We start from the raw sequence: 17368 nt of genomic DNA on the forward strand, positions 1-17368 counted from the left end.
GGTCATTTGCACAGTCGATTCGAACAAAAACCTGACATTTGTACGGTTAAAACGGAAATTCCCGCCGCGAAAGCCCTTCACCAGCTCGTAACCAAAATTCAACATGATGATGCTTTCTCATCAAAACACATCCTTAATTTAATTCTTACACTTTGAAATATCTGTATCCCTAAGATTGCCAGGTTGTTTACCGATGAATTAAGTCATTAACAAAAATAATTATCTTTCTTAGCAAGTGAGAGTCGTCAGGCCATGCTTTTACAAAAACCGACCACCAGACGTAAATTTCTGCTTGGGTCGCTTTTGGCTTTGCCATTAAGTGACCTGGTATTTAAGGGATTGACTGCGGCCCAGGCCGCGGAAATGGCAGCACCGGAACTTGCCGACTATAAACCGATCTTTTTCAGCAGCGATGAGTGGCAATTCATTCTTGCCGCCACCGATCGTCTGATTCCTGCCGGCGGTAATGGCAAGGCTCCGGGCGCGCTGGAAACGAACGTACCGATCTTTATCGACCAGCAGCTTCACAGCCCTGAGTTCGGTGACGAAATCTACATGCAGGGTCCGTTTGACGTGCATGCGCCCGCCACGATGGGCTATCAGATTCCGTTTACTCCGCAGCAGATGTATCACACCGGCATCAAGCTGGTGAATCAGTGGACGCAGAGCAGCTACCAGAAAGCGTTCCACGAGTTGACGCTGGAAGAGAAAGACGCGGTTCTCACTAAAGTGAATAAAAATGACGGTATCGACTTCGCCGCACTGGGCGAGCCGAACCTGAAAGCCTCCCAGTTCTTCAGCCAACTGCTTGCAGATACCAAACATGGCTACCTCGCTGATCCGATGTACGGCGGCAACAAAGGCATGAAAGCCTGGATTGCCATCGGCTTCCCTGGCGCACGCGCCAGCTTCACCGAGTGGGTTAAACAGCACAACGTACCGTACCCGCTTGGCCCGGTTAGCATCATGGGTGAGCGCGCGTAATTGCGTTTCGCATCAGGTATTTGAGACAGGATTATCATGGCACAGATTACTAAAAAAGAAGTCGACGTCGTTGTCTGCGGCCTCGGCTGGGCAGGCTCGTTAATGAGCATTGAGCTGGCGTTGGCTGGCTTAGAAGTACGCGCGCTGGAGCGCGGTGGTGAGCGCGACTATCCCGAGTTCGCTTACCCGAAACCGGCGGATGAGTACGCCTATAACGTGCGTAACAAGGTGTTCGCTACGCCGAAAGAAGTGGCGGTGACCGTACGCTACAACATGGACCAGACGGCGCTGCCGACCCGTAAGTGGGGCGCGTTTGCACCGGGTACCGGTGTGGGTGGCGCGGGCATGCACTGGACGGCGGTACTGATTCGTCCTACCCCGACCGATATCAAACTGAAAACCTATGTCGATCAGGCGTACAAGCCGGGCATTCTCCAGGAAGATATGCGCGTAATGGACTTCCCGTTCACCTGGGATGAGATCGAGCCGTATTACACCAAGTTTGAGAAAATTTGCGGTCAGTCCGGTAACACCGGCAACCTGCGCGGTCAGATCCTCGAAGGTGGTGACCCGTTTGAAGGTCCACGTTCTGAGCCTTATCCGCTGCCAGCGCTGGAAGACACGCTGAACAACGTGATGTTTAAAGAAGCGGCGACCAAACTGGGCTACCATCCGTTCCCGAACCCGTCTGCCTGCGTTTCACGCGCGTGGAAAAACCCGTATGGCAACACCATCGCGCCTTGTAACTACTGTGGTTACTGCTCGAAATATCCGTGCCTGAACTACTCCAAAGCTTCACCGCAAACGGCGGTGATGGATGCGCTGAAGCGTATGCCGAACTTCTCCTATGAAGTGCACGCGGAAGTGGTGAAAGTGGTTCTGCACGATGACCAGAAGACCGCTAAAGGGGTGATTTACTACGACGTAAACGGCAACGAAGTGTTCCAGCCGGCGAAGATCGTGGTGCTCTCCAGCTTCCAGTTGTACAACGTGCGTCTGATGCTGTTGTCCGGCATTGGTAAGCCGTACAACCCGATCACCGAAGAAGGTGTGGTTGGTCGTAACTATGCGTTCCTGTCGAATGGTGGCGCGACCCTGTTCTTCAAAGACAAGAACTTCAACTCGTTCGCGACCGCTGGTGCGACCGGCCAGATGTTCAACGACATCTCTCCGGGCAACTTCGATGGTCCAGGTCTCGGCTTCCTCGGCGGTGCCAAGATCCACAGTTCACAGGCGACCGGTACGCCAATGGCCGCTGCACTGCCGAAAGGCACGCCGAGCTGGGGTATGGGCTACAAAGAAGGTCTGGAGCAGTGGTACAACCATTCGATGAAGATCAGCATCACCACGACCTGCCAGTCGTATCGTGATATCTATCTGGATCTCGACCCGCACTACACCGACCACCGTGGCCTGCCGCTGCTGCGTATGACCTTCAACTGGAAAGAGAACGAGTTGAAGCTGCAACAGCATCTGAAAGGCATTGTGGGCAACATCGCCAAAGAGCTGAACCCGGATAGCATGAGCATGAGCTTCCTGCCAATGGGCGCAGACTTTGACCTGACCAAATACGTATCCACTCATAACGTGGGCGGCGCGGTAATGGGTGACAACCCGAAAACCTCCGCGCTCAACAAGTACCTGCAAAGCTGGGACGTGCATAACGTGTTTGTACCGGGCGGTAACGCCTTCCCGCAGAACTTCCAGGCGAACCCGACCGACACTATCGGCGCGATCACCCTGATGGCGGCACAGGCAATCAAAGAACATTATCTGAAAAACCCCGGTCCACTGGTACAGGCATAAGCACATGAAATTAAAATCATTGTTAATCGCTAATGCCGTGTTGCTGGGAAGCATTGCGGCGCAGGCGCACGCGGCAGATGACGCACAACTGATCAAAAAGGGTGAATACCTGTCGCGTCTCGGCGACTGTATGGCCTGTCACTCGGTAGCGGGTAAGCCGGACTATGCCGGTGGCCTGGCGATTGAGTCTAATCTGGGTACCATCTACTCCACCAACATCACGCCGGATAAAGAACACGGTATCGGTAACTATACCGAGCAGCAGTTCTCCGACGCGGTGCGTAAAGGCGTGCTGCCGGATGGCTCCCACCTTTACCCGGCGATGCCTTACCCGGATTACGCCAAAATCAGCGATGAAGATATGCACGCGTTGTATGTCTACTTTATGCAGGGCGTAAAACCGAGTGCGGAGCAGCCACCGGAAACCAAACTGAGCTTCCCGTTCAGCCAGCGCTGGGGTATGCGTTTCTGGAACTGGGCGTTCACCTCTGACAAGCCGTTCCAGCCGATTGGTGGTGCCTCTGAAGAGGTGAACCGTGGTGCTTATATCGTGGAAAGCCTTGGCCATTGCGGTAGCTGCCATACACCGCGCGGTCTGGGTATGAACGAGAAAGCGCTCGACAGCAGCGATGATCAGTTCCTCGCTGGTGGTAGCCTGAACAACTGGGACGTGCCGTCACTGCGTGGTCTGCCGCGCTGGAGCGAGCAGGAGATCGTTGATTACCTGCAAACCGGTCGTAACGATAAAGCCGCCGTTGGCGGTGAGATGAAGTCGGTGATTGAGCACAGCAGCTCGCACATGACCGATGCCGATCTGAAAGCCATCGCGGCCTACCTGAAGTTCCTGGGCGGTAACCCGCCGTTGCAGGCGTACAACGTTCAGGCCCAGCAGGCGACGGAAGCGAAGCTGACCGCAGGCAAAAATCTGTCGGAAGGTGAGCGTCTGTACCTCGACAACTGTGGCGCGTGCCACTTTGTCACCGGTAAAGGCGCGCCGGGCGTGTTCCCGGAACTGGATCAGGCCACTATCGTCAACGCCAAAGATCCAACCGGACTGATCCACACCATTCTGGAAGGTGCACAGCAGCCATCGACTGAAAAAACAGCCTCAACCTTGTTGATGCCTGGTTTTGCCAACCGTCTGAGCGATGATGAAGTGGCGCAACTGGCGACCTTTATTCGTCAGGGCTGGAGCAACAACGCCCCGGCAGTCACGAAAGATCAGGTTGCTGACGTTCGTAAGACTCTGAAGCACTAATGATCATCGGGGCGGCGTTCATGCCGCCCCTGTTATTCATAGTAGCAGCGCGATTTATCGCACTGATTTTCAACGGATTAGTGATAAGTATGAATCACTTCCAGCACGCCGTTGATAATAAACTGCACGCCCATACACACCAGCAAAAAGCCCATCAGGCGTGAAATCGCTTCAATACCGCCTTTCCCTACCAGTTTCATGATCGCGCCTGAACTGCGCAGAGATATCCACAAAATCACTGAAACTAAAAAGAAAATCATCACCGGCGCCACCGCCACCACCCAGCCAGGGAAATCAACGCCACTGCGTATCGTCGAGGCTGAACTGATGATCATCGCAATGGTGCCCGGACCGGCGGTGCTGGGCATCGCCAGCGGCACAAAAGCGATGTTCACGCTTTCACGCTGGTTATCACTGGATTCGATTTCATCCTGTTTGTGTTTGGCTTCCACCGAATGGCCCACGGGTTTGGCGGGAAACAGCATACGAAAACCGATAAACGCCACAATCAGCCCGCCCGCCATGCGCAGGCCGGGAATGGAGATCCCAAAGGTGTGCAGCACCGCAGTGCCCGCGTACCAGGCCACCATCATGATGAGAAAAACATAGATGGAGGCCTGCATGGCCTGGCGGTTACGTTCCTGGAAATTCATATCCCCGGCGAGGCCGAGAAACAGCGCGACGGTGGTGAGTGGGTTGGCGAGGGGGAGAATGACCACCAGCCCGAGGCCAATGGCTTTGAAGAGATCCAGCATGTCGGTTCCTTCTGATGCAGGCGCGCCGATGACAGCTCGGCGCGGTTCAGTTTACGGAGACAACGTGATGTAGGTGATTAGTGTTTCGGGCGATCCAGCGCTTCGATCAACTCAGGGAAAAAGTCTTCCAGCAATTCGGGTGTCATCAGATCAGGATAGTTGATCAGATGCTCGCGAATGCGTTCGTTGACATCAGGGATCAGGCGCAACGCAGCATCATGGGCGCTGATTTTTTTCTGCTTCATCAGGCGCAGTACGTCATCGGGCAGGCTGTCTTCATCTTCGGCTTCTTCTACCGCTTCCAGTGCGTCCAGCTCATCCAGCAGATCCATCAGGGCTTCAATCTGCGGGGTGCGTGACTGATATTCAGGCGGCATTTCGTTTTCCAGGTAACGCAGCAGGGCGCGTACTGGCGAGCCATCCGGCTTTGACGGAGGTTCACTGGCAAACCAAGTCAGCAAGTCATGCTGGCTTATCTGATGAACGTGGTAGCCGTTATCCACCAGTTCATCCGCAAGAAGATCGGCGGTGTCATGCTCAATCAGGCAAATGTGTGTGCGATTGGGGGTGAACTGTTCCAGCCACTGGTAAATCTCTTCAATCACGCTGTCATCGTAATTGAAATTCTGGCTGAGATAGCTGTCGTCCTGCTGATGTACGCAAATGCGAATCAGGTCGGGATCGAAGTAGATCGCAATGTTGATGCCTTTCATGCGCGCTGTCCTGTGAGTTCTAAAATCCCACTATAGCGTTTATGGTGGTGCGGGGAAATCACTCCACAAGGGAAGGGCGTGATGGGTAGCACGATGCGGGGAGTTGGCGGGAGGGCAGCGCAGGACATTGAACCAGGGGACAGCCTGCCTCACGGTCCTGCGCTGCCCAATGTCATTACATGCCGATGTATTTCTTGCCTTGCTTCAGCACGACATCACAGGCTTTGGTTTTCAACTTTTCGCCCATGGTGGAGTTGCTCAGGCTTTCGAGGTTCAGCTGCTGGCCGTTACCGGTGTTAAGCAAGCCTTGCAGACCCTGCTGGTAATCGGTTTTCTGCTCCTGGGCGGTGGTGCTGCTCAGGCCAAGTTTGCCCAATACCTGATCTTTCACCGACTCTACGTTGTTTTTCACCACATTGTGTTCAACGCAGTACTGCATCACACCTGCCGCATTGGTCATGCTGTTGGCGCTGACGGCTTTGTCACCGCCGTTCAGCAAGCCGGTGATTGAAGAAAGCGACATCCCTTCGCTCGACGTGCTGCTGCCGCTGGTGGTTCCGCTGCTCAGCTGTGAAGCGGCGCTGCTCAGTTGATCCTGCCAGCTCGCCGCTGATGCGCTTCCTGCAACCAGTACCGCAGCAATGCCCCATCCCCAAATCATGCGTTGTGTTGCTTTAGTCATCTCAACCTCATTTATCTTTATGGCTGACTGCTGTCAGTGTTGCTTAAGAAAGGGTAGACCTAAGAAAGTTCCAGGGGGAAGGGGAGATTGGGAATGTTCTGGTTTTTGGCGGGATTTTGCGCGGAATTTTGCTGGCAGCTGTGGTGGTGGTGCTTTTTTCAGCGCTTAGCGCACATCCGGATCGATTCCGGTTGCGTGCCTTGCCGGTAACGGTATAATCCCCAACGTTTTCCGCATCCTCTTCAGTGCCGAAGTGGCGAAATCGGTAGACGCAGTTGATTCAAAATCAACCGTAGAAATACGTGCCGGTTCGAGTCCGGCCTTCGGCACCATGACTCAATTAAATCCTTATTTTGTAAGGATTTTTTTGTTTCTAGACCTCAATATCGCGTTGCCCTACTACAAAAGGGTATACGAGGCGATGTCTCAGCGTTATAACCTCTATCGTCGAACCAGCGGCATTTATGTTGTTCGCATTAGCGTTCCCCAACGTTTTCGTCGATACGCAGGACAGTGTGAGATTCACACTTCAACAGGCACTCATGATCTTCATGAAGCAAAGCAGAAGTCCGTGCTCCTGTTGGCGGTCTGGTATCAGACCTTACAAGAGTATGAACAATTGGATTACCAAACTTTAAGTGACTGCGCCCCGCTGCTTGCTGGTGAGGGAATGATCTCGCTTTCGAATTTCTCGCAGTCGATTGAACTGCCTGTTGCACAGTTGATTCAGGCGGTGATGAACCGCAACCTGCCCGTATTCTGGCTGGCGACGGGGCAGGCTGGCTTTTATGTTGCAGCGCTCTCTGAGGCTGAGCTAGACCCGCTTGATGGCAGTTACGTTCTTAATTATGGCGAAGAGCAGGGTATCGAAGGGGTTGCTAAAGGTTATCTGCAACTCACTGCGCAACCAGCGCATTTGCGTAACATTATTAGCGATGGTTATTCAGAAGCTTCGGTGTTCAAAACTGTCGGCAGCGAAGCTAAAGGCGGTTGGTTTTTCACCTCCAGTTGTCCGGTAATTAAGCCCGATACGCTGCTGATCAATAAAATCCATGCAGAAAGCCTTCGGCTTGATTGGCTGGCTAAGAGCACACCACCAGCGATTAGCGCTCCTCATGCTGCCCCTCTTGCCGCTCCTGCGACTATCATTGTAAATGAGTATGTTCACCGCAAACATTACAACAAAAGCTTGTCATGGCTTCGTGACGCATATTTAAAATACAGACGCGATAATAAAGCAGCAGAAACGGTGCTTAAAGCTCACCGTGACTTCTTTGATTTAATGATTGAGGTGATGGGTGACATACAGTTAGAAAGCTTCGACCGTGATTTCCTCCGTGCCTATGAAAGTAAACTACGCACAATTCCTGCAAACCGCAATTTGATGAAATTGAAATACGGCGTTAAAACGCTGGATGAAGCTATCGTTAAAGCGGCTGAACGTGGTGATAATTTAATGACTGCCGAATCAGTCAGGAAGTATATCAATGGCCTTTATGGTGCAATGAAGTGGGCTGTTGCTGAGGGCAAGCTTCTTAAATCCCCGTGTGTGGACTTTTTTCCTCCTGAAGATAAAACCGAAAGAGAACAAGACAAAGTTGATGTGTTCGAACCGGATGAATTACATGGTATTTTCTCCTTGCCGTGGTTTACAACTGGAACTGGTGAGCGAAATAAACACGGGCGTTTCCATCTGTATCAACCTTATTACTATTGGATGCCTTTGCTCGCGTTGTTTACTGGAGCCAGAGTTAATGAGTTAGCTCAGCTAATGCTTGATGACATCAGGGAAAATGACGGCATTCCCTTTTTCAATCTTGATGTTGATGGAGAAAGCGACAAGAAACTGAAGAATGCTAATGCGCGTCGTGAGATCCCGGTTCATTCAATGTTGATTAAGTTGGGGCTTATCGAATACGTGAAAGCTTTAAGGAGCACTGGTTATGATCGTCTATTCCCTGAGATCACACCTAATACCGTTAAGGGTCATGGAAAAGCCGTTTCCGCATGGTTCAATGAATCGATTCTAAATAAACGATTGAAACTTGAAAGAAACAGAACCAAATCTTTTCATTCTTTCCGTCACTCAGTCTCGACCTTACTTAAAGAGAAAGGCATCAACTCGGAACTACGTGCCCAATTAGCAGGGCATGTGCGCGGCAAAACAGAAACAGAAGTGCGATATAGCAAAGACCTCAAACCAATTCATATGATTGAAGTGGTAGAGAAGATAGATTTTTCGTTGCCTGAGATAGCGAAATTCAACATTCCTGATGGGCTTGATGCGATCGGAGATGCGCAGCGAAGAAAGCGGGGTAAAGAAACGGACTAAGGTCAGTTGTTATCCAGCTTAGCTATGATTAAATGCGCCAAGAAGCTCTTTGGCGCGTTTTTTATAAAGGGTGGTGGATTTCATAGTGCTGAATTTGGAGACGCTCAAAACGCGTTTGGTAAAACTTGATGACCTATGATTGCACCCGCAGCCCGTCAACGCATTCCGATGGTAGGAGAATCACTGTTTTAATATTGGTCTCTATGCTGCCAATGATGTCTTCGCGTGGGCCGCTGCGCCAGTCATCGCTTGCGTAAAAAGCATCAAGAACCGAAGCCATGCTTTCAGAGCTGTCAAAGGCACGAATCAGGTAGTAGCAATCAGGGTCATGCAGCGAGTTACCAAACGCAACAACGTCGATCCCGTGGCGCTGGTGTAGGGGAACGCTGATTTCCTGCATGATGGCGTGAAAAGCGGCACCGCTGCCTTTGCGTAAGGTGTATTGCAGTATTTCGACGGTTCTCAAGCGTTATCTCCGTGTCGCCCTTGGGCGTATCTTGGTTGATAGCAATAAAGTAAACCGGACTGGGTCATGAAGCTACCGCTAATCAGACAGCCATCCGTAAGCAGAAGCCGCGATATGCGGTTCAAACGCGCTGTAAGGCTCACTTGCGAGTTTTTTATCAAGGGTGGTGGAAATCATGGTGCGGAATTTGCAGCGCTTTCGTAGCTCGATTGGTGCAGCTAGATGAATCAGATGTAACCTTCAACAAGTAGCCACCTTCGGAACATTTTAACAACCTGAGGAGCACGGACGTTTATGGCGACTTACCGACAGATTGCCGATGATGTTAAATCCCGAACGGGGAGAACAGTCAAAACATGTTGGATAGCGCATGTAAAGTCATTGCATGGGCTAACCCGCCGCGTATCTCCAAACCGCATTAACACCGAAAGCCGGGTTTATCCTTGCCCTGAGCAGTGGGTAGCGGAGTTCGAGCAATCAATGAGAAGTCTGGGTGAGCTTTAAGCTTTACCGCGCCGCTTAACGTTTTAGGCTGTTTGCCTCTATAAGGAAAAGCCTGCAACCGCCGAAGTTTTTGAACGCAATGCCTGAAAGGGGGGCTGGCAAACCTAGGAGATCCACTTTTCGGCGCGATAATTTTTCCGGTAGCTTTTGTCGTGTGGGTTGGGGGTTCTGGTGAGTTCTAAGCTAAAACTTCAAGACAACAAGAACGTGGTTCTTGAGTTGTTTTTCTTCTTAACTTATTGTTTTGTTTTATATGTTTTATTAAACCTCTTTTCTGGGGAGCAAAACTAGCCCTAAGGACCAATGCGATGATTTGCAGTGAGGCCCTTGGCTAATCAGGCTTCCAGAGTTGTAACCTCTTCTCTGGGTCCCTGCTTGGATCGGCGATGTGAGCTACTCTGCTTTAAATAAGGCTCACGACGTAAGCCCTTTGCAAAACATGATAACTCACTATTCTTATTGGCTGTGCAAGTCCAAGACTCAGCACCTTACACAACCTCACGCACCCTGGCATACGCCGCCTTTCGGAACCAGACCAGTGGGTAACGGTGCGCCCGCTTTAAACCCCGGCTCCGTTAGTTGCTGAGCCTTGTTGTTGCGCCATTTCGGGTAAGCGTCTGTATACCAAAACCCCAAAATGTAGACTGATAGTAACATTTTGAGGCTTTAATTCAAGTTGCTGTTTGTTAATTCTGAGGGTAAAAATTATGGTCAATGAAGTAAAGGAACCCGATGAAACTTATCAGTTTCTAAGGAATGACAACTAAAGGGGGCGTTATGTCTTTAAAGATTGTTGGTGTTAAGGACGCTGGTGACGATGAAAATGAACGACTCATATTGAAAGTGACTGATGATTGTAATTTGAAAGACTTCATGGTCATGGATTGCACTTATGAGGATGGACACGTATCGAATAAACATCGACATGTCTACTTTTTTCCAAACAAAAGCGTTCAGGAGAACGAGTATGTAATCTTGTTCACTCGTTCCGGGAGAAATAGGACTGGAGTATGGAATGATGATAATAATACGGTGACTCATCGTTTCTACTGGGGACTGGATACAACGGTCTGGAATGAGGATGGAGATGAAGCCTTAGTCTTGGAATATGACATCGTCGCTAGGAAGAAAGTTTAATCTCCACGGTATAAATCTCTGCCGAAAATCGACCGTTTTCCGGCATCTCTTTTGAGGTGACTTCCAGACCGTTGGAAAATTAGCCTTGGCAATTGTTGGCAGGCGTCCTATTGTTGACACCGTTTTCTGGCAGGGGCCGGATGAGGTGATTACTATGGCGACTTTTGGCTACGGGCGTGTTTCTACATCGCAGCAGGAAACTGAGAACCAGCGACTGGAGATTGAACAGGCGGGATGGCAAATTGACTTCTGGTTTGCCGATGTTGTGAGCGGGAAGGTTCCGGCCATGCAGCGTAAAGCGTTCTCTGAGTTGCTTGGTAAGATCCGTGAAGGTGAAACGCTAGTTGTAGCGAAGTTGGATCGCCTCGGGCGTGATGCTATTGACGTCCTGCAAACGGTCAGGGCGATGGCAGAGCGTAATATCAAGGTCATTGTCCAGCAGCTTGGCACAACGGATCTCACCTCTGCTGCCGGTAAGCTTTTGTTGTCGATGCTGGCAGCAGTTGCGGAGATGGAGCGTGATCTACTGATTGAACGCACTCAGGCGGTGCTATCACGGGCTAAGGCCGAAGGTAAGAAGCTGGGGAGACCCTCTAAAATCGCACCAGAAGCCCGTAGAGCGATTGTAGATAAAATGAGTAGCGGAACTAGTATCAGTGCGTTAGCCCGTGAATATGGCGTATCCAGAGCTACGATTGCTGCTTTGGGGCGTTAGCTCCGATTACATTAAGAGTTTGGGCTGCTATCATACCCCTATACTACGAATGCTCTGATGGGTATGCGCTCTTAGGCAGTCTCGCTCAGAAAAAAGTTTGAGAAAAATATTCAATGAAAACAATACCGCATCCTATTCCTTATCAAGGTAGTAAAAGAAAGCTAGCACCAGTTATCTACAGCGTCATACCTCGTAACATACGTTGCTTCTATGAACCATTCGCAGGTTCCGCAGCGATGACACTTTTTATGGCTGGCAACAATGCGGCTGAGCGCTTCGTAGTTGGAGACAAATTCCCTTCAATTATTAAGTTATGGGAAATGATGGTGAATAATCCTCATCAAGTAATTGATGAATATTCCACCATTTGGATGGGGTTTGATGGTGAGAATCATAATTATTTCAATGAGGTGCGTGAGCATTATAATGAAACTCAAAATCCAGTCGCCCTGCTTTATTTAGTATGCCGATGTGTAAAAAATGCTGTTCGCTTCAATGCGAAAGGGAAATTTACACAATCAGCGGATAAGCGCAGAAAAGGTATGGCACCGGAAAAGATGTCATTGGCCATTGAAGGCGCTTCAAAATTATTAAAAGGCCGCGTTGAGTTTCGTGTGGGGGATTGGAAGACAACCTCGCAAGACGCTAAGAGCCAAGATTTCGTTTATATGGATCCCCCCTATTTAGGGACTTCCGTTGGCAGAGATAAGCGTTACCACGAACAACTTGAGGTTGACTCTCTTGTTTCTGGATTAGAACTATTAAATGAAAGAAATATTCGATTTGCTCTTTCATATGATGGTATGACAGGTGATAAAGAATATGGGCCTGCTCTGCCAGAACATTTATCAATGTCTCGTTTACTAATAAATGCAGGTCAGTCAAGTCAGGCAACATTAAATGGCCTGAAGGCAGAGACAGTAGAGAGCCTTTATCTTTCTTCAAATATAAAGGCTCCAATAAAAACAAGACTTAACTTGAGAAATACAAGTCAAGAAGAACTATTTTCTTAAAAGGCGACTCAAGAGGGTCTTAATATCAAGGCCCTCTGCTTCAGCTTTAGATTTTAATTCTTCATAAGCATTAACTTCTTCTTCACCGGACCACGTGATATTCAGTTGCCTGACAGGGTTCATCGCAACATGTGAATAACCTTCTGGAAATGCCCAATAGCAATTCATACAAATGTTAGGGTCTTGTATTCTTATCCAATTATCGCAGGACTCACATGTAAATGATTTTGCTCTTTGGCTTGAAGCGTCAAGTAGCATGTATGCGTCGAGATTAGTCTCGTCATGTTGTGAATCACCTGCTACCTGATATGGAACGCGATGATCTATTTGTAAATAGCGTTGTTCAACTTGAGCGCCAGTAATGGCATCACGTGAATCATATTTAATAATCAAAGCATCTTTAAAGGCTTTTGAAAAAGCTTTACGCCCACCAATGCGTCCATTTTTAATGTTGTCGGGGCTATCAAAACGATAAGCTGCAATCGCTCTCCCAGTCCTATTGCTTACAGTTTTGAATGTTTCAATAGGAATTCCTTCCTCTCTTACATCTCTTACCGCTCTTGGTGGATGGTCATATCCGTATGTCTCTTGTAAGTCCTCTGTAGTAATGAAACCATGTTCTATAATGTGGTCGATTACTGTCTTGGCACGTTTTCTAGTGACCCTCTCGCATAGTGCCAGTATGCGGGGATCGACGCTGTGTGTATTCATAGGACAAGGAAACCATATGAAACGGTTCTTGTCCATGGTCTACGATAAGTTATGAGAGCACTAACATGATGTTAGGTAAAACAAGTTGAGGACTTTCGCTTCGGACCATTCATTCAAAAGAAGCGGCTATAATTTCCCCTGTGTTGGCGTTAAAAACGCAATAATACTGAAGCGGTGTTAGCATTTCCAGACTATTAATTGCGCTAGCCTGCTGTCCAAATGCTTGAATCGTTTTCTTTTCCTCATCATGCCACAAGTAAGTTCCGAAAATCGGCTGCGCTTCACTTTCCTGCCACACATGGCGAAACGTCGCTTTCTTGTCTATTACCTGCTTGCACTCCCTGACCGGGTTATGATGTGTTTTCGCATAGCATTCCGGGCTGTTACCTAAGCACGATGTATCGTTTTTCGCTGCCGGGTGTTCTGCGCTTACAGCAGAAAATGCGCACACGCCCAGCACCAATGAGAGAGTGCCGAGGATCCCCCATGCAATTGCGCGTAGTGTGCTGACCTGCCGTTTTGATACAACTTGAGCGGCCACACTATAGCTGGCCCAGCTAAGCGCAGCTCCCGCTGCCATCGGTAATAAAAAGTCTGCTCCTGCCATGATTCCCTCATTTTTCTAAACTACATCGCGTCTGATAGCGAACACTGGTTACGCCCACCTGATGACGATCATCATACTTGTTGGGTTTTGAATGTCACTACTGGTGTTTATTTTGAATCTAATGGATTGTCATGATACAGGCGACTTATGAGAGTGACTAAGTTCGCTTGATGCGAGATCGGATTCAAAATGTCTCATATGGAGCGTGGCCTTGTAGTGGTCAAAACTGCACATTCAGTGCATGAAAAAGACCTTGAGAATACAGTTTGGCGAGCGGGTAAAAGAACTGCGCGTTGCCACCGGAATGAGCCAGGAAGCGTTTGCTGATCGGTGTGGGTTTGCTCGTAGCTATATGAGCCGAATTGAACGCGGTGGCTCTAATGCGTCTTTGGATGCGATTGAGATGCTGGCTAACGCCCTGAGCGTTGAGCCGTGGCAGTTGTTAGCGTCTGGCTCATCTGAAGATAACGACCCGGAACTGTTGGTTCCATACGCGGCCGATGGTTCCTGTTTTCACCCCGGTTTGGCGAGCACCCGTGATGGTTCGTTTGGTGTAGGTGATAAAGCGGCTCAGAAGCGTTTTGGCACCTTTTCCGAAGCGCTTGAGTATCTTCGTTGCATGGAGACAGCAAAATGGCGTAGGCCTAATCCTAGCGGCAACTGGGGTATCGTCTCTGCGGTTCGGTGGGACAAACTGAGAAAGTAGCTCAAGTGTAAGTTTATGAACTTTGATGCTGTATGGATGAACAGTATTCATTAGATGCTGATAGTCTTACGTTTCATCAGCCCTTTGTTTCTATAAGAGTGAATAAAACAGCAAAATGCGGGTGCGTTACGTAGGCGTTACGGTGGCGTTTCACTTTGACGCTGAATGGCTTAATTCATATAAATAACATTGAGTTAAATAGTTATTCTGAACAAGGTCTGCCGGGGTTTAACTGGTTTCAAAATCCGAACGCAGTGGCGTTTACTTAACGTCCACATAGCTGACAAACGTTCTTGTCTCCCGACCCCGCAGACCTCCATAAACATCAAAAGACAGGTATGGCATGTTGATATTTTGTGGTGTCACGAACACTCGGTTTGATTCCGTCCACCGGATCAAACTTAAGATGTAGCCCCTAGAACAAAAAGGCCCTACGATTGTTCTTTTAAAGGCTAAAGGGAACGTGATTACAGCAGGTTATGGAGACTTAGGTTCGAGTCCGGCCTTCGGCACCATTAGTTCTTCCAAGACCTTCCGAGAAAGTCCATTTATCCCTTAAAAATCAAAGCATGCAGCGATTTTTACGTCCTGTGTTGTCCGAGTCCGTCCGTTGAAATCCGGGGGGCACTGGGGGCATAATTGGGGGCATCTTCACTTCGATTAGAAATGTGCCCCCAAAATGAAACTTAACGCCAGACAGGTAGAGACCGCAAAGCCCAAAGAGAAAACCTATAAAATGGCCGACGGTGGCGGTTTGTACCTTGAGGTTTCGGCAAGGGGTTCTAAATATTGGCGCATGAAATATAGGCGTCCTTCTGACAAGAAAGAAGATCGCTTAGCATTTGGTGTCTGGCCGACAGTAACTCTTGCTGAGGCAAGGGCCAAACGCGATGAAGCGAAAAAGCTGTTAGGGCAGGGCATCGATCCAAAAGCTGAACAAAAGGAAGCCGAGGCAGAAAATGCGGGAGCTTATACCTTTGAGACAATTGCCCGTGAGTGGCACGCGAGCAACAAACGCTGGAGTGAAGACCATCGATCGCGCGTTCTTCGTTATCTTGAGCTGTATATCTTCCCGTTTATTGGCTCGTCTGATATTCGCCAGCTTAAAACCAGCAATCTGTTAGCCCCGATTAAAAAGGTTGATACCAGCGGTAAGCATGACGTTGCACAGCGTCTTCAGCAACGTGTTACAGCCATTATGCGTTACGCCGTACAGAACGATTACATTGACTCTAACCCCGCGATGGATATGGCTGGAGCTTTATCCACCACCAAAGCTCGTCATTACCCAGCTTTGCCCTTCAGTCGGTTCCCTGAATTCCTAGCGCGTCTGCATTCTTATCGCGGGCGTGTTATGACTCGCATAGCTGTTGAGCTTTCCTTGCTTACCTTTGTGCGTTCAAGTGAGCTTCGCTTTGCAAGATGGGTTGAGTTCGATTTTGGCAAAGCTTGCTGGAGGATTCCCGCAAAACGTGAAGAGATTGAGGGAGTTCGCTATTCACATCGTGGTATGAAGATGAAGGAAGAGCATATTGTACCATTAAGCCGTCAGGCATTAGCTTTGCTTGACCAGCTAAAACATCTTAGCGGTGATAATCAACACTTGTTCCCTGGTGATCACGATTTCAAAAAAGTGATGAGTGAGAACACGGTGAATCATGCTCTACGTACTATGGGATATGATACGAAGACTGAAGTATGTGGACATGGTTTTCGTACTATGGCTCGTGGGGCCTTGGGAGAGTCAGGATTGTGGAGCGACGATGCGATAGAAAGACAACTAAGCCATGCAGAAAGAAATAGTGTGCGCGCTGCTTATATTCACACGTCCGAGCACTTGGATGAGCGGCTGCTTATGGTCCAGTGGTGGGCTGATTTTTTGGATGCCAATAAAATGGAGTTTATTACGCCCTATGAATATGCGAAGACAAGTCAAGCTATTGATTAATAATGCACTTTAAGATAAATCAAACCAAGAATAAGAATAATCTTGAATTCTCACTGGTTAAGTGTTAATGATTAAATAAGTTTATTATTAGCCGCATTTAATTTTAGGCTTTCTAATTGGCGAAATTATGGAAATTTCAAGAAATAAAATTTGGGAAAGTAAGGAATGGGAAGCTCATGTAAATGATTTACTGAGAAATAGATATGGTGAAGATAATTACATTCCTATTCCTGATATTCATAATGGTGATGCTGGTATTGAGGGATACTGTACTAAAGGTAATGCATTTCAATCTTATTGTCCAGATGAGGCCTGTCCCATAGATAAGCTTTATGAAAAGCAACGAGCTAAAATGACTGCTGACATTGCAAAGTTTATAGATGATAAAAATGGCTACTTAAAAAAAATATTACAAAACACAAAAATAAAACGCTGGGTATTGGTCGTTCCTAGGCATATGTCTAAACATCTGGTTATACATGCCGCTAATAAAGAAAGCGAAGTCATCGCAGCAGATTTGTCATATGTAGATAGCGATGATTTTAAAGTTTTGATTTGGGACCGAGATACGCTAAAAAATGAAGAAAGCGATTTAATAAATCGTGGGATGAGAATTCTTAAAGTAGACATCCCCGATGTTTCGTCAGAAGAGATTGAATCCTTAAAAGAAAGTGAAAGTGAATTTGTTAATAATATTTCTCGAAAACTAAGAAAGCTAAGAGATAACGACACTCAAGTTACTAATGCTACAAATCAACTTCTTAATAATATAGTCAGTTATAAAAACATAATGACGGACTTAAAGGAAAACTATCCTTCCTTACATGAGGAAATAACTAAAGGGATATTTAATCGTGAGCAAGAGCTGGATTTGGATGTTTTTAGCATGGATATACCACCTCCATTAAAGCAAATAGAAATTTTAAAAAACAACCTTTCGGAAACTAGCAACCTTCACAAAGATAATTTAAAATGTATATCAACTGGAGTTGTTGGTGATTGGCTCATGCGTTGCAATTTGGATTTCTAAT

16 protein-coding genes and 1 tRNA gene are annotated in these 17368 nt (G+C 48.2%); 11 read left to right on the forward strand and 6 right to left on the reverse strand.

The genetic code is table 11. The features are described 5' to 3' along the window. Positions 1–252: 252 nt before the first annotated feature. From AC6I8N_RS02975 to AC6I8N_RS02985, 3 genes are read left to right on the forward strand one after another with little or no spacing between them, the layout of a single operon-like run. A complete protein-coding gene (locus AC6I8N_RS02975) occupies positions 253–984 on the forward strand; it encodes a gluconate 2-dehydrogenase subunit 3 family protein (RefSeq protein WP_021185774.1) in 732 nt (243 codons plus the stop codon). A gap of 36 nt (positions 985–1020) precedes the next feature. Then, positions 1021–2790 (forward strand): GMC family oxidoreductase, encoded by a 1770-nt coding sequence (locus AC6I8N_RS02980; RefSeq protein ID WP_497829996.1) that lies wholly within the window; start codon positions 1021–1023, stop codon positions 2788–2790. Between the two features lie 4 nt (positions 2791–2794). Beyond that, the gene (locus tag AC6I8N_RS02985) at positions 2795–4048 is read left to right on the forward strand and encodes a c-type cytochrome (RefSeq protein ID WP_021185776.1); all 1254 of its coding nucleotides are present in this window, start codon (positions 2795–2797) and stop codon (positions 4046–4048) included. Between the two features lie 77 nt (positions 4049–4125). Here AC6I8N_RS02985 and AC6I8N_RS02990 read toward each other — a convergent pair whose 3' ends face one another. The 3 genes from AC6I8N_RS02990 to AC6I8N_RS03000 all read right to left on the reverse strand — a co-directional run bounded on the left by AC6I8N_RS02990 (position 4126) and on the right by AC6I8N_RS03000 (position 6198). Continuing rightward, on the reverse strand, positions 4126–4803 hold the full coding sequence (locus AC6I8N_RS02990; RefSeq protein WP_497829997.1) for a MarC family NAAT transporter: 678 nt from the start codon (positions 4801–4803) through the stop codon (positions 4126–4128). Positions 4804–4880: 77 nt separating this feature from the next. Continuing rightward, positions 4881–5516: a hypothetical protein gene (locus tag AC6I8N_RS02995; protein WP_497829998.1), complete on the reverse strand. Its 636-nt coding sequence runs from the start codon at positions 5514–5516 to the stop codon at positions 4881–4883. Positions 5517–5691: 175 nt separating this feature from the next. Further along, a complete protein-coding gene (locus AC6I8N_RS03000) occupies positions 5692–6198 on the reverse strand; it encodes a YjjA family protein (RefSeq protein WP_497829999.1) in 507 nt (168 codons plus the stop codon). A gap of 247 nt (positions 6199–6445) precedes the next feature. Between AC6I8N_RS03000 and AC6I8N_RS03005 the strand changes: the two genes are divergently transcribed. Together AC6I8N_RS03005 and AC6I8N_RS03010 are read left to right on the forward strand one after the other, a co-directional pair. Beyond that, a tRNA-Leu gene (locus tag AC6I8N_RS03005) sits at positions 6446–6530 on the forward strand. Between the two features lie 89 nt (positions 6531–6619). Continuing rightward, positions 6620–8530: a tyrosine-type recombinase/integrase gene (locus AC6I8N_RS03010; RefSeq protein WP_497830658.1), complete on the forward strand. Its 1911-nt coding sequence runs from the start codon at positions 6620–6622 to the stop codon at positions 8528–8530. A gap of 133 nt (positions 8531–8663) precedes the next feature. Here the strand turns inward: AC6I8N_RS03010 and AC6I8N_RS03015 are convergent, their stop codons facing one another. Then, the gene (locus AC6I8N_RS03015; RefSeq protein WP_497830000.1) at positions 8664–8996 is read right to left on the reverse strand and encodes an NIPSNAP family protein; all 333 of its coding nucleotides are present in this window, start codon (positions 8994–8996) and stop codon (positions 8664–8666) included. A 1281-nt stretch (positions 8997–10277) separates the two neighbouring features. Here AC6I8N_RS03015 and AC6I8N_RS03020 point away from each other — a divergent pair. The 3 genes from AC6I8N_RS03020 (at position 10278) to AC6I8N_RS03030 (ending at position 12365) form a co-directional block, all read left to right on the forward strand. After that, positions 10278–10637 carry a hypothetical protein gene (locus AC6I8N_RS03020; RefSeq protein WP_497830001.1) on the forward strand — a complete coding sequence of 120 codons (360 nt, stop codon included), beginning with the start codon at positions 10278–10280 and terminating at the stop codon, positions 10635–10637. Positions 10638–10791: 154 nt separating this feature from the next. Then, positions 10792–11352 (forward strand): recombinase family protein, encoded by a 561-nt coding sequence (locus tag AC6I8N_RS03025; RefSeq protein WP_497830002.1) that lies wholly within the window; start codon positions 10792–10794, stop codon positions 11350–11352. Positions 11353–11465: 113 nt separating this feature from the next. Then, on the forward strand, positions 11466–12365 hold the full coding sequence (locus tag AC6I8N_RS03030; protein ID WP_497830003.1) for a Dam family site-specific DNA-(adenine-N6)-methyltransferase: 900 nt from the start codon (positions 11466–11468) through the stop codon (positions 12363–12365). Here AC6I8N_RS03030 and AC6I8N_RS03035 read toward each other — a convergent pair. Beyond that, a complete protein-coding gene (locus tag AC6I8N_RS03035; protein ID WP_497830004.1) occupies positions 12354–13076 on the reverse strand; it encodes a hypothetical protein in 723 nt (240 codons plus the stop codon). The two genes, AC6I8N_RS03030 and AC6I8N_RS03035, sit on opposite strands and share 12 nt — an antisense overlap. A gap of 109 nt (positions 13077–13185) precedes the next feature. After that, positions 13186–13683: a hypothetical protein gene (locus tag AC6I8N_RS03040; RefSeq protein ID WP_497830005.1), complete on the reverse strand. Its 498-nt coding sequence runs from the start codon at positions 13681–13683 to the stop codon at positions 13186–13188. Between the two features lie 241 nt (positions 13684–13924). Here AC6I8N_RS03040 and AC6I8N_RS03045 point away from each other — a divergent pair, with 241 nt between their 5' ends. The 3 genes from AC6I8N_RS03045 to AC6I8N_RS03055 all read left to right on the forward strand — a co-directional run bounded on the left by AC6I8N_RS03045 (position 13925) and on the right by AC6I8N_RS03055 (position 17367). Further along, entirely contained in the window at positions 13925–14389 is a 465-nt protein-coding gene (locus AC6I8N_RS03045) for a helix-turn-helix domain-containing protein (RefSeq protein WP_497830006.1), read from the forward strand. A 679-nt stretch (positions 14390–15068) separates the two neighbouring features. Then, entirely contained in the window at positions 15069–16337 is a 1269-nt protein-coding gene (locus tag AC6I8N_RS03050; RefSeq protein ID WP_497830007.1) for a tyrosine-type recombinase/integrase, read from the forward strand. A gap of 127 nt (positions 16338–16464) precedes the next feature. Beyond that, positions 16465–17367: a hypothetical protein gene (locus AC6I8N_RS03055; protein WP_497830008.1), complete on the forward strand. Its 903-nt coding sequence runs from the start codon at positions 16465–16467 to the stop codon at positions 17365–17367. Position 17368 lies beyond the last annotated feature (1 nt).

The sequence above is a fragment of the Pantoea sp. X-Soil-TKNS-1279 genome, from assembly GCF_059730565.1.